15 protein-coding genes are annotated in these 12,715 nt (G+C 40.4%); 14 read left to right on the top strand and 1 reads right to left on the bottom strand.

Going from position 1 to position 12,715, the window contains the following annotated elements:
• Positions 1-7: 7 nt before the first annotated feature.
• The 4 genes from fabD (at position 8) to rnc (ending at position 2,918) form a co-directional block, all read left to right on the top strand.
• Positions 8-952, top strand: a complete 945-nt coding sequence (fabD, locus tag ACFQRG_RS05925; protein WP_380964701.1) for an ACP S-malonyltransferase — start codon at positions 8-10, stop codon at positions 950-952.
• Entirely contained in the window at positions 952-1,695 is a 744-nt protein-coding gene (gene fabG, locus ACFQRG_RS05930; protein WP_380964988.1) for a 3-oxoacyl-[acyl-carrier-protein] reductase, read from the top strand. The genes fabD and fabG overlap by 1 nt, the downstream gene beginning before the upstream one ends.
• Positions 1,696-1,796: 101 nt before the next feature.
• Positions 1,797-2,033 (top strand): acyl carrier protein, encoded by a 237-nt coding sequence (acpP, locus tag ACFQRG_RS05935; RefSeq protein WP_380964703.1) that lies wholly within the window; start codon positions 1,797-1,799, stop codon positions 2,031-2,033.
• Between the two features lie 159 nt (positions 2,034-2,192).
• Positions 2,193-2,918, top strand: a complete 726-nt coding sequence (gene rnc / locus ACFQRG_RS05940; RefSeq protein ID WP_380964705.1) for a ribonuclease III — start codon at positions 2,193-2,195, stop codon at positions 2,916-2,918.
• Between the two features lie 33 nt (positions 2,919-2,951).
• Here the strand turns inward: rnc and ACFQRG_RS05945 are convergent, their stop codons facing one another.
• The gene (locus ACFQRG_RS05945; protein WP_380964707.1) at positions 2,952-3,173 is read right to left on the bottom strand and encodes a DUF1128 domain-containing protein; all 222 of its coding nucleotides are present in this window, start codon (positions 3,171-3,173) and stop codon (positions 2,952-2,954) included.
• Between the two features lie 156 nt (positions 3,174-3,329).
• Here ACFQRG_RS05945 and smc point away from each other — a divergent pair, with 156 nt between their 5' ends.
• The 10 genes from smc (at position 3,330) to lepB (ending at position 12,714) form a co-directional block, all read left to right on the top strand.
• Positions 3,330-6,899 (top strand): chromosome segregation protein SMC, encoded by a 3,570-nt coding sequence (gene smc, locus ACFQRG_RS05950; RefSeq protein WP_380964709.1) that lies wholly within the window; start codon positions 3,330-3,332, stop codon positions 6,897-6,899.
• A gap of 12 nt (positions 6,900-6,911) precedes the next feature.
• Positions 6,912-7,922 (top strand): signal recognition particle-docking protein FtsY, encoded by a 1,011-nt coding sequence (gene ftsY, locus ACFQRG_RS05955; RefSeq protein ID WP_380964711.1) that lies wholly within the window; start codon positions 6,912-6,914, stop codon positions 7,920-7,922.
• 93 nt (positions 7,923-8,015) lie between these two features.
• Positions 8,016-8,348, top strand: a complete 333-nt coding sequence (locus ACFQRG_RS05960; RefSeq protein ID WP_380964713.1) for a putative DNA-binding protein — start codon at positions 8,016-8,018, stop codon at positions 8,346-8,348.
• Positions 8,349-8,359: 11 nt separating this feature from the next.
• Positions 8,360-9,706, top strand: coding sequence for a signal recognition particle protein (gene ffh / locus ACFQRG_RS05965; RefSeq protein WP_380964715.1), 1,347 nt, complete (start codon positions 8,360-8,362; stop codon positions 9,704-9,706).
• A 71-nt stretch (positions 9,707-9,777) separates the two neighbouring features.
• Positions 9,778-10,050, top strand: a complete 273-nt coding sequence (rpsP, locus tag ACFQRG_RS05970; protein WP_380964721.1) for a 30S ribosomal protein S16 — start codon at positions 9,778-9,780, stop codon at positions 10,048-10,050.
• Between the two features lie 21 nt (positions 10,051-10,071).
• Positions 10,072-10,302, top strand: coding sequence for a KH domain-containing protein (locus tag ACFQRG_RS05975; RefSeq protein WP_380964990.1), 231 nt, complete (start codon positions 10,072-10,074; stop codon positions 10,300-10,302).
• A 59-nt stretch (positions 10,303-10,361) separates the two neighbouring features.
• Positions 10,362-10,886 carry a ribosome maturation factor RimM gene (gene rimM / locus ACFQRG_RS05980; RefSeq protein ID WP_380964723.1) on the top strand — a complete coding sequence of 175 codons (525 nt, stop codon included), beginning with the start codon at positions 10,362-10,364 and terminating at the stop codon, positions 10,884-10,886.
• Positions 10,876-11,616, top strand: coding sequence for a tRNA (guanosine(37)-N1)-methyltransferase TrmD (gene trmD, locus ACFQRG_RS05985; RefSeq protein WP_380964992.1), 741 nt, complete (start codon positions 10,876-10,878; stop codon positions 11,614-11,616). Before rimM ends, trmD begins: the two co-directional genes overlap by 11 nt.
• Positions 11,617-11,760: 144 nt before the next feature.
• The gene (gene rplS, locus ACFQRG_RS05990; RefSeq protein WP_380964994.1) at positions 11,761-12,102 is read left to right on the top strand and encodes a 50S ribosomal protein L19; all 342 of its coding nucleotides are present in this window, start codon (positions 11,761-11,763) and stop codon (positions 12,100-12,102) included.
• A gap of 84 nt (positions 12,103-12,186) precedes the next feature.
• Complete coding sequence (lepB, locus tag ACFQRG_RS05995; RefSeq protein ID WP_380964725.1) at positions 12,187-12,714, top strand: signal peptidase I; 528 nt, start codon at positions 12,187-12,189, stop codon at positions 12,712-12,714.
• Position 12,715 lies beyond the last annotated feature (1 nt).

Consider the following 12,715-nt stretch of genomic DNA (forward strand, 5'->3'; position numbering starts at 1 on the left):
GGATACTATGGGTAAATTAGCCTTTTTATTCCCGGGTCAAGGTTCCCAGCAAGTCGGAATGGGAAAAGATATTATTGAAAAATTTAGTGAAGCGGCTAATTTGTTTCGAAAGGCCGATTTGCGTTTGGACTATCCTTTATCCGAGATCATTTTAAACGGACCAGATGAAAAATTAACGCTGACAGAAAATACACAACCTGCTATTTTGACAGTCAGCTGCGCTTTTTTACAACTTTTACAGGATGAAGGTTTAGAGCCTGATTATACAGCGGGCCACAGTTTGGGCGAATACAGCGCACTTGTGGCCTCCGGAGCTTTAAGCTTTGAAGATGCAGTATTTGCTGTCAGAAAACGCGGGATGTTCATGGAAGAAGCTGTTCCGGCAGGTGCTGGTACAATGGCAGCTGTCCTTGGTATGAAAGCTGAGAAACTTAAGGCGGTATGCGATCAAGTCACAGCTGACGGAGATACTGTACAACTTGCTAATCTTAACAGTACGAGTCAAATTGTTATTTCAGGAACAAAACAAGGTGTTGACAAAGCATCAGTGCTGGCCAAAGATTCAGGAGCGAAGAAAGTGGTTCCATTAAATGTCAGCGGCCCGTTCCATTCTTCTTTAATGAAACCGGCGGCAGAAAAGCTTGAAGGTGTTCTTGATACGATTGATATCCATGATGCGAAAATTCCGCTTGTTGCTAATGTAACTGCTGATCTTGTTACAAATGCAAAAGATATTCATAAACGTCTGATCGAACAATTATATTCTCCTGTCAGGTGGGTTGAATCAGTTGAGAAGTTAAAAGAACTTGGCGCAGATACTTATGTTGAAGTAGGCCCCGGCAATGTGTTATCAGGCCTTGTGAAAAAAGTGGACCGCCGGGCTGCAATATATCAAGTAAACAGCCTTGAAACATTAGAAAAAACAGTACAGGCATTAAAGGAGAGAGCATGATGTTAGAAGGAAAGGCAGCACTTGTCACCGGCGCATCCCGGGGCATCGGCCGTGCGGTAGCATTAGAACTTGCACGTCTCGGGGCTAATGTAGCAGTCAATTATGCAGGAAGTGTTGAATCAGCAAATGAAGTCGTAAAAGAAATCCAAGATTTAGGCCGCGAAGCAGCCAGCTTTCAATGCGACATTTCGGATGCCAATGCAGTGCAAGATATGATGAAATCAGTTGTATCAACTTTTGGAAGAATAGATATCCTTATAAATAATGCAGGAATTACGAAAGATAATTTATTAATGAGGATGAAAGAAGAAGAATGGGATGCTGTTATCAACACTAATTTAAAAGGCATCTTTAATACAACGAAAGCGGTTAGCCGGCAAATGATGAAACAGCGCAGCGGACGGATTATTAATATGGCTTCAGTCGTCGGCGTTGTTGGCAACGCCGGACAAGCTAATTATGTTAGTGCTAAAGCAGGAGTTATTGGATTGACAAAAACAGCTGCCCGTGAACTGGCCTCAAGAAATATAACGGTTAATGCGGTTGCTCCAGGTTTTATCACAACCGATATGACAAAAGTGTTATCAGAAGATGTGAAAGAACAAATGCTTAGCCAAATTCCGCTTGGACGCATGGGAACTCCCGAAGATGTTGCCTCGGTCGTTGCCTTCCTGGCCAGCGACGCCAGTGCTTACATGACTGGACAAGTTCTGAAGGTTGATGGCGGTATGGTCATGGCATAATTTTTATGCTTTAAAGATGTCATGAAAATTTTTCTTTACGACTGAGGGTATTCTTTGGTATTTTATATAAGGACCAATACCCTTGAGGGGAGGTGAAAGATATGGCAGATGATATTTTAGCGCGTATCCAAAAAATCGTCGCTGAACGCCTTGACGTTGATGAAGCGGCTGTTAAACCGGAAGCCTCTTTTAAAGAAGATCTTGATGCAGACTCCCTTGACGTTGTGGAGTTAGTAATGGAACTTGAAGATGAGTTTGAAATAGAGATTTCTGATGAAGATGCTGAAAAAATTGCAACTGTTGGCGATGTAATTGACTACATAAAAAGCCATCAATAATTTATGTATAAAGTCCCGTTTTGAACGGGGCTTTATCCTTATTATTATTTGGCTGTTAAATGTGATAAAGGGAGAGGTAACAGTTCATCCAAACTGGCACCTATACATATCAGTTTGGCGGCAGCAAAGTTTCTTTATTGTGACAGGGAGGTACAAGCGATGTCCAAAGACAGCAGAATGCGCCAATATGAGCAGGACAAGCTCAGGAAGCTGCGTAATTTTTTAAATAAAGCATCGTTAGATTTTTCAAATGAATCATTGCTAAAAAAGGCATTTACCCATTCATCTTATGTGAATGAGCATCGTCAGCAAGTATCCGAGGATAATGAACGGTTAGAATTTTTAGGTGATGCGGTACTTGAACTTTTAACCTCACAATACCTTTACAAAAATTATCCGTTAATGAGTGAAGGAGATATGACAAAACTGCGCGCGGCAGTTGTTTGCGAGCCGTCACTCGTTCAATTTGCCTCCGAGCTTTCTTTCGGTCAAATGATTTTTCTTGGCCGGGGCGAAGAAGCGACTGGCGGAAGGGAGCGCCCGGCACTCTTAGCCGACGTTTTTGAGGCATTTATCGGCGCTTTATATTTAGACCAAGGTTTAGATATCGTTAACGGTTTTTTAGAAAAAGTCGTTTATCCAAAAATCAAAGATGGTGCTTTTTCCCATGTGATGGATTTTAAAAGTCAATTACAAGAAACGGTCCAAAGAAAAAATCTCGGGTCGCTTCAATATGAAGTGCTTTCTGAAAGCGGTCCGGCACATCACCGTGAGTTTATATCTAACGTTCTTCTAAACGGAGAAGTTATTGGCAAAGGAACCGGACGTTCTAAAAAAGAATCCGAACAACATGCGGCTCAGCAAGCGTTGGAAGGATTAAAATAAAAGGCTTGCCATTCGGCAAGCCTTTCCGCTTTCTTATTTTCTTATACTTCTTAACTCATCCAATATGCCTTCCATTTGGCCCACGCTAAAGGATGATTGCTTATTAACCAGTTGATAAATATCATAAAGCTCTTCATAGTTTTCAGTTGAGAAGGCATCAGGTCTTAAAACGTCCTGATTCACTAATTGCAATTTCTTTTTAATGACATCTAGCATAAATTCGATATTCTCGTTATTTTTTACAGATAAATCCATTGTATCCTCCCGAAATATAATCATTGTCACGCGCTTTAAATATTATTGTACCAAATAGACAGGTTTTCGGAAATATCCGCGGGAAACTTTAATGACCCTATGATAAAATATATAAGTTAATAGAATTAAAGGATGTACAATTAGGGAGGATTTTTTATGTTCCTCAAACAATTAGAAGTCATGGGCTTCAAGTCTTTTGCCAAAAAGGCTACCATTGATTTTGTCACAGGTGTCACGGCGGTTGTCGGACCGAATGGCAGTGGTAAAAGTAATATTACCGATGCGATTAAATGGGTACTTGGTGAGCAATCTGCCCGTTCGCTTCGGGGTTCCAAAATGGAAGATATCATATTTGCAGGCAGCGATTCAAAAAAACCTTTAAATATGGCAGAAGTATCACTCACTCTTGATAATAGTGATCAATACTTAGCCTACGATTTTAGTGAAATCAGTGTGACACGCCGCGTTTATCGATCGGGAGACAGCGAGTTTTTAATAAATGGACAAGTCTGCCGTCTTAAGGATATTGTTGAATTGTTTATGGATTCAGGTGTCGGCCGCGAAGCTTATTCTATTATCAGCCAAGGGAAAATCGATAATATTTTAAACAGTAAAGCGGAAGAGAAAAGGAAGATCTTTGAGGAAGCAGCAGGAGTATTAAAATATAAATCCAGAAAGCATGCTGCTGAGAAAAAATTAAATGAATCTCAAGACCATCTCCATCGTGTTGAAGATATCCTCCATGAATTGCAGGATCAAGCAGGTCCGCTGGAGGAACAGGCTTCGATTGCAAAAGATTACCTGGAAAAAAAAGAACAGCTCAAACATGTAGAAGTCAGTTTGCTTGCCTATGACATTGAACAAACGCATCAAATGTGGGAAGAAAAAACAAAAGAGATTGAAGTCTTGGCAAGTGAGAAAAATGACTGGTCTAAAACAATTAAAAAGAAAGAACGGTTGTATAAAAAACAACAAGACTATTTAAAAGCATTGGATGAATCTATAGAGGAGCTGCAAGAGGCCCTGCTGCTTTCCAGTGAAACACTGGAAAAGTTTGAAGGTCAGAAGAAAGTTCTTGAAGAAAGGAAAAGGCATGCTAAAGATAATGCTGAACAGCTTCAAGACAGGATAGATCAACTTGAAAAGAGACAAATAGAAGGCGTCAAGACCTTGGAAGCCGAGCAAAAAAATCTTCATGAAGAAGAAGAGAAATGGCAGGCGCTTCAAAAACAGCTTAAGGAAAAATCCAAGCAATATGATTATTATAATCAGGATCTTGATGACGTTATTGATCAATTAAAATCAGCTTATATTGATGTCCTCAATGACCAGGCAACTGTTCGAAATGAAATCCGTTATTTAACCGAACAAAAGGAGCAAATTCTTAAAAAGAAAGAGCGTCTTGAAAAACAAACATTGGATGTCAAACAAGTTTCATCGGATGTTAAGGAACGGAAAAAAAGCTTGAAGGCTTTACTTCAATCGGATAATCATGAACTTGAGAAGAAACAGTCTGAGTTCAATCAGCTGAGAAGTCAATTGACAAATGATCAAGAAAGCTATGATAAACAGCATCAAGCCTTACAGAAAATAACCCACTATATTCAGCAAGCTTCATCAAGGAAAGACATGTTGGAAGCGATGAGTCATGAGTATGAGGGATTTTTTCACGGGGTGAAAAAAATATTAAAGGCTAAAGATAATGGACTTCCCGGTATTCACGGGGCTGTTGCAGAAATTATAAAAGTTGATAAAAATTATGAAACAGCTATAGAAACAGCTTTAGGGAGCACGATGCAGCATGTCGTTGTTGAGGAAGAATCCAGTGCCCGTAAAGCTATTCAATATTTAAAACAGCAACGGGCAGGCAGGGCAACTTTTTTGCCAATGTCAGTTGTCAAGCCAAGACGGGTAGCAACGTCAGATCTGGAAAGCATCAGATCAAATGAGGCTTTTGTTGGAATAGCCGGATCTCTTGTACATTGTCAACCTGTCTATGAAAATATTGTCAACCACCTTTTAGGGCATATCATTATTGCCAAACATTTAAAAGGCGCAAACGAACTGTCCCGTCTTTTAGGCTTCCGTTACCGGATTGTTACCCTTGAAGGCGATGTAGTCAGCCCCGGAGGAGCAATGACCGGCGGGAGTCAAAAACAGAAAAATACCAGTTTGCTCAGCCGCAATAGGGAGATAGATCAGCTTAGCCGGCAAATTAGGGAAATGGCTGATAAAAAGGAAGAGCTTGAAAAGAATGTTTCCGCATTAAAACAGCAATTAACAGTCTGCCAAGCCAAATACGAAAAATACCGCGATGATATCGGGCAGTTAACCTACGAAAAGCAGCAGCATGAAAGTTCTTTGCGTGAAGTGGAAATGGAAGAGAAAAATGTTGTTGAACGGGCGCAAGTGCTGAAACGCGAACAAACAGACTTTGAAGATGAGTATCATAACATTGAAAAACGGATTAATGAGCTCGAAATTAAACAAAAAGACAATCAACTGAAAGAAGACGAGATGAATAAGGAAATTGAATCCTTATCAAAGCAAAAAGAACATCAGCAAACATCAAGAGAGCAGCTTCAATCAGAGGTTACGGATCTTAAAATAAAAGTAGCCGAACAACATCAAATCGTAAAACATCAAAGAGATAAAACAGAACGGATGAACGAGCAGCTTGAGGCGATTTCTTTTGAGCTTAATGAAACAAAACAAGCCGTTGAAAACCTTGACAGCCATTTGAGCCATCAGGTGATTGATCAAGAAACAATGGATGAGAAAATTGAGCAGTGCCGTAAAGATAAACAGGCGCTTACCGAATGGCTCAAAATAAGAAAGGCGCTCCGTTCAGAACTTTACGAAAAGCTTGATCAAGCTGAAGCGTCTTTAAAGATTGAAAAACGTAAACAACAGGCTGTTATAGAAAATCTGCAATCAGAAGAAATTGCTCTTAGTAAGCTGGATGTAAAATTAGACAATTTGCTAAATACTCTAAGTGAAGAATACGAAATGAGTTTTGAAACGGCTAAGCTTAAATTTCCGCTTCAAATGGACCCGGATGAAGCGAGAAAGCAAGTGAAATTGACAAAAAGAGCAATTGATGAGCTTGGTACGGTTAATATTGGCGCGATTGAGGAGTATGAAAGGGTATCGAATCGACTAAACTTTTTAACAGAGCAGCGGGAGGATCTTCTTAACGCCAAAGCAACGTTACTAAATGTTATTGATGAAATGGATGAAGAGGTAAGGCATCGTTTTCAAGAAACGTTTATTAATGTACGCGAACATTTCCAAATAATTTTTAAAGCATTGTTTGGCGGAGGAAAAGCTGATTTGCAATTGACAGATCCGGAAGATTTGCTTTATAGCGGCGTTGATATTTTAGCGCAGCCGCCCGGGAAGAAGCTTCAGCATCTGTCATTGCTTTCCGGCGGCGAAAGAGCATTAACTGCGATTGCTTTATTGTTTGCTATATTAAAAATACGTCCCGTTCCCTTTTGTGTTCTTGATGAAGTTGAAGCAGCACTTGATGATGCTAACGTTGACAGATACGCCAACTATTTAAAGACTTTTAGTCAAGAAACACAATTTATTGTCGTTACACACCGTAAAGGGACAATGGAAAAGGCTGATGTCCTGTACGGTGTTACAATGCAGGAATCAGGCGTTTCAAAATTAGTTTCCGTCCGTTTGGAAGAAACAAAGGAATTAATAGAGACAACATAGAGGGGGAAAGTCATGAGCTTTTTTAAAAAACTAAAAAGTAAAATCACCGGTCAGACAGATGCCGTCACAAATAAATTTAAAGATGGTTTGGCAAAAACAAGGGAATCAATGGCCAGCCGGGTAAATAATCTTGTTAAACGGTATAGAAAAGTTGATGAGGACTTTTTCGAAGAACTTGAAGAAATATTGATTAGTGCTGATGTCGGTGTTAACACAGTTCTTGAATTAGTTGAAAAACTTAAGGATGAAGCACGGACTCGCAATATTAAAGAAACTGAACAATTAAAGGATGTTATTATAGAAGTTTTGTCAAGCATGCTGACGGAAGAAGAAAAGGATACATCAATTGCTATGCAAGCTGATGGATTAACAGTCATCCTCGTTGTTGGTGTTAACGGTGTTGGTAAAACAACAACAATTGGTAAAATGGCTTATAAATTCAAAGAAGAAGGAAAGTCTGTTTTGCTTGCGGCCGGCGACACGTTCAGAGCTGGTGCGATAGAGCAGCTTGAAGTGTGGGGTCAACGCGCCAATGTCGACGTGATTAAGCACCATGAAGGTTCTGACCCGGCTGCTGTTGTCTATGATGCGGTTATGGCGGCAAAGTCCCGGGGTGTTGATGTTTTAATCTGCGATACAGCCGGGAGATTACAAAATAAAGTTAATCTAATGAAGGAACTTGAAAAGGTTAAACGTGTCATTTCCAGAGAGATTCCCGAAGCCCCTCATGAAGTATTGCTCGTCCTTGATGCAACAACAGGACAGAACGCTATGAATCAAGCAAAAATTTTTGGGGAAGCGACTGATGTCTCAGGGATTGTCTTAACGAAATTAGACGGAACAGCAAAGGGCGGCATTGTTCTTGCCATTCGTCATGAGCTCGATTTGCCTGTTAAATTTGTCGGACTTGGTGAGGGCATTCATGATCTTCAGCCATTTGACTCCGACACTTTTGTTTACGGATTATTCTCGGAAATGTTTCAAACTGAAGGCGGGCAGGATGAAACAAAAGATAATGATTAATATTGATGTTAAGATAAAAACTTGACAAATTAAACTGATGCAAGTATGATAACTATTGTGTAAAGTGAATGTCCTTTACAAGGAGTCCTTTTAATGTTGGAAAAAACAATGCGAGTTAACGCCTTATATGACTTTTATCAACAATTACTCACATCTAAACAACAGCAATATATGGACTTGTATTATTTGAATGATTTTTCCTTAGGAGAAATTGCAGAGGAATTTCATGTCTCAAGGCAGGCTGTCTATGATAATCTTAAGCGAACTGAATCGATGCTGGAGTCTTTTGAAGAAAATTTAGGGCTTTATAAAAAATATCAGGAAAGGCTCAAGCTGTTAGCTGATTTAAAATCAGCTGTTCGCACACATTTTGGAGAGTCTCATGATATACTTAATATCATATATAAGCTTGAGAATTTAGATTAGGAGGCTGCAGCATGGCATTTGAAAATTTAGCCGACCGACTCCAAGAAACCTTTAAAAAAATACGCGGCAAAGGTAAAGTGTCAGAAGCAGATGTTAAGCAGATGACACGCGAGGTTCGCCTTGCTTTGCTTGAAGCGGACGTAAACTTTAAGGTGGTTAAGGATTTTATTAATCGGATTAAGGAGCGTGCTGTCGGACAAGAGGTGCTTAAAAGCCTGACACCCGGACAACAGGTCATTAAAGTTGTCCAAGAAGAGCTTACAACGCTCATGGGCGGGGAACAAAGCAAGCTTCATATGTCTAACAAGCCCCCAACGGTCGTCATGCTTGTCGGTCTCCAAGGTGCGGGTAAAACAACCACAACCGGTAAACTCGCAAATTATATCCGTAAGCAGCAAAATAAGAAACCGTTACTCGCAGCTTGTGATATTTACCGACCGGCGGCAATTAAACAATTGCAAACTCTTGGCAGTCAACTCGATATGCCGGTGTTTGCCATGGGTGACAAAGAGAGCCCGGTCGAGATTGCCAAACAAGCGGTGGCAAAAGCGAAAGAAGATCATAATGACATTGTTTTTATCGATACAGCCGGCCGGCTGCATGTAGACGATGCGCTGATGGAAGAGCTGGAAAATATCAAAGAAGCGACCCAGCCTGATGAGATCATCCTTGTCGTCGATGCTATGACAGGCCAAGACGCTGTTAATGTTGCTGAGAGTTTTAATGAAAGACTTGGTTTAACCGGTGTTGTCATGACAAAACTTGATGGTGATACCCGCGGCGGTGCGGCTTTATCAGTTAAGGCTGTTACCGGAACGCCGATTAAGTTCGTCGGTATGGGCGAAAAACTCGATGCCCTCGAACCTTTTCATCCGGAACGTATGGCTTCCCGGATTCTTGGCATGGGTGATGTGTTAACGCTTATTGAAAAAGCGCAGGCTACGGTTGATGAAGAGAAAGCAAAAGAAATGGAAAAGAAAATGCGGACAATGAGTTTTACATTTGACGATTTTCTTGAACAGCTTTCTCAAGTCCGCAATATGGGTCCTCTCGATGAGATACTCGGGATGATGCCCGGTGCTAATAAGATCAAAGGCATGAAAAACCTTAAAATCGATGATAAACAAATCGGGCATATTGAGGCGATTATCCGTTCAATGACTCCGGCTGAAAAGACGGATCCGGATATCATCAATGCCAGCCGCAAAAAGCGGATTGCTAACGGAAGCGGGACGTCAATTCAAGAAGTTAACCGGCTGTTAAAGCAATTTAAAGACATGAAGAAAATGATGAAGCAAATGATGGGCATGACCAAAGGAAAGAAAAAGAAAAATCCTTTTAACTTACCATTTATGTGATCAGGCGTCATCAATATTGATGACTCTTATCATAGATTCTTTATAATAATAATATCAGGAAGGTGTTTAATATGGCAGTAAAAATTCGTTTAAAACGTATGGGAGCAAAAAAACGTCCTTTTTATCGTGTAGTTGTAGCAGATTCCCGTTCTCCTCGTGACGGACGTTTCATTGAAGAAATCGGCACTTACAATCCTGTAGCTGAGCCGGCTGAAGTTAAAATCAACGAAGACAAGGCGCTCGACTGGCTGCAAAAAGGTGCACAGCCTTCTGACACAGTACGCAACTTATTCTCTAAACAAGGTTTGATGGAGAAATTTCATCAATCTAAAACACAAAAATAAGGCTTGATACAGGTGAATATGATGGATGAGCTAATTAGAACGATCGTCGAACCATTAGTTGATTTTCCAGAGGATATTAAAGTCACCCAAGAAGAAAATGAGCGGGGTTTCACATATATTCTATCGGTAAATAAGAAAGATATGGGAAAAGTGATTGGCAAGAAGGGGCGTATTGCAGGCGCGATACGAACCATTGTCCACGCTGCAGGACGGGCTCATCAACAAGAAATTCAGCTTACGATTCAAGAATAAGGGGAGGGGGAGCATTTTGCCCCCTCTTTTTTACATTTCTTAAGGAAAGGAATGGGGACATGGCAGACTGGTTTTACGTTGGTAAAATTGTTAATACTCATGGCATTAGGGGAGAGGTACGTGTCATAAGTGATACAGACTTCCCTGAGGAACGGTTTGCACCAGGGGAAACCCTTTATATCAGCAGGTTTAAAGGAGCGGAGCATGAACCGGTTATCGTCGAAGGACATCGCAAACATAAACAATTTGACCTTTTGAAATTTGAAGAGCTGGATAATATAAATGATGTTGAACCATTAAAGGGCAGTCATCTCTATGTTTCCAAAGACCAGCTTGCGCCATTGGAGGCAAACGCTTTTTATTACCATGAAATCATTGGCTGTGATGTTGTTACCGATAAGGATAAACATCTTGGTGTAATTAAAGAAATTTTATCTCCGGGTGCTAATGACGTATGGGTAGTCAAGACAAACGGCAAGGATATTTTATTGCCATATATTGAAGATGTTGTCAAGGCTGTTGATGTTGAAAATAAAAAGGTGACTGTACATCTTATCAGCGGGTTGATTGATGATGAGGATTGATGTTTTAAGTCTATTTCCCGATATGTACACAGGCGTGTTAGAGCAATCGATTTTAAAGAAAGCGGCAGAAAGCGAGGCGTTTTCCTGCCATATTACCAATTTCCGTGATTATGCAGATAACAAACATCAGCGTGTTGATGATTATACATATGGCGGAGGCGCCGGTATGCTCTTAATGCCTCAGCCGATTTTTGATGCGGTAGAGGCGGTTCAAAAAACTTCAGAGGCAAAGCCTAGAGTAATTATGATGACGCCGCAAGGGACGCCTTACAACCAGAATTACGCTGAAGATTTAGCCAAAGAGGAACACCTTATTTTCCTTTGCGGTCATTATGAAGGGTTTGACGAGCGAATCAGGGAATCGATTGTCACTGATGAAATTTCAATTGGCGATTATGTACTGACCGGCGGTGAACTTGCCTCTATGGTTGTGATAGATAGTGTTGTCAGATTGTTGCCGGGCGTATTAGGCAATGAAGTATCGGCTGATACCGATTCCTTTTCCAACGGGCTGTTGGAGCATCCTCAATATACAAGGCCTGCAGACTTTCGGGGAATGAAGGTTCCTGATGTCTTATTATCTGGAAACCATAAACTTATTGAGGAATGGCGGCATAAAGAGTCATTAAGACGAACATTACTCAGGCGTCCTGATTTATTGGAAAGCCGCGTCTTATCTGATAAGGAAAAAGAATGGCTTAAAGAAATAAAAAATGAAGAAAATGTATAAAAGGTTTCTTGCATGATGGTATAGGATATGCTATGATAAATTTCGTGGCAAATGCCAGTCAATACGATGTTCCGCTGCGGTTATGGTTTTTATTTAAATCCTTTTTGGAATCGCAAGAGCATTTGTACGGAAGGAGGGGCATTTATGCAAAACATTTTAGCTGAAATTACAAAAGAACAATTGAAATCAGATCTTCCTGAATTTCGTCCTGGTGATACAGTTAAAGTACACGTTAAAGTTGTTGAAGGACAACGTGAACGTATCCAGGTCTTTGAAGGTGTGGTTATCAAACGCCGCGGCGGCGGTATAAGCGAAACATTTACTGTACGTAAGATTTCTTATGGTGTTGGCGTAGAAAGAGCTTTCCCGGTTCATTCACCAAAGATCGATAAGATCGAAGTGATACGCCGAGGTAAAGTACGTCGTGCGAAACTTTACTACCTGCGTAATCTTCGCGGTAAAGCGGCTCGTATTAAAAGTCGATAATTGTGGAAAAGGAGCTTGTATATTCAAGCTCCTTTTTTACACTATTAAAAGTTGTTTCGTTTAATCGGGGGAGAACAGGGCATTATGTTAGGAAAACGTAAAAAATATTGGGGTGTCTTATCCCCTGTTTTAGTTGCAGTAATATTAGCCTTTTTGGTTAGATATTTTCTATTTGCCCATGTTGTTGTTGAAGGTCATTCTATGATGCCGACGCTTCATAATCGTGATCATATGATAATAAGTAAAATAAGTTATAAAATATGGAAACCGCATCGATTTGATATTATTGTTTTTCACGCAACTGAGAAATCCGATTATATCAAACGGGTAATTGGGCTCCCCGGTGACATCATTCAATGTAAAAATGATAATTTATTTGTTAATGGCAAAAAAATGGACGAGCCTTATTTGCGGCCGCTGAAAAAGGTAACTGAAGGGCCGTTAACCTATGATTTTACTGTAAAGGTGCCTAAAGGGACAGTATTCGTTTTAGGTGATAATCGTCATAACAGCCGCGACAGCCGGATTATTGGCCCCATACCTATAAATAAAATTGTCGGAAAAGCGGAATTGACCTTTTGGCCTTTATCTGATTTTCGAATAGCAAAGTAGG

Source organism: Scopulibacillus cellulosilyticus (assembly GCF_042665295.1).
Lineage (GTDB): Bacteria > Bacillota > Bacilli > Bacillales > Sporolactobacillaceae > Scopulibacillus_A > Scopulibacillus_A cellulosilyticus.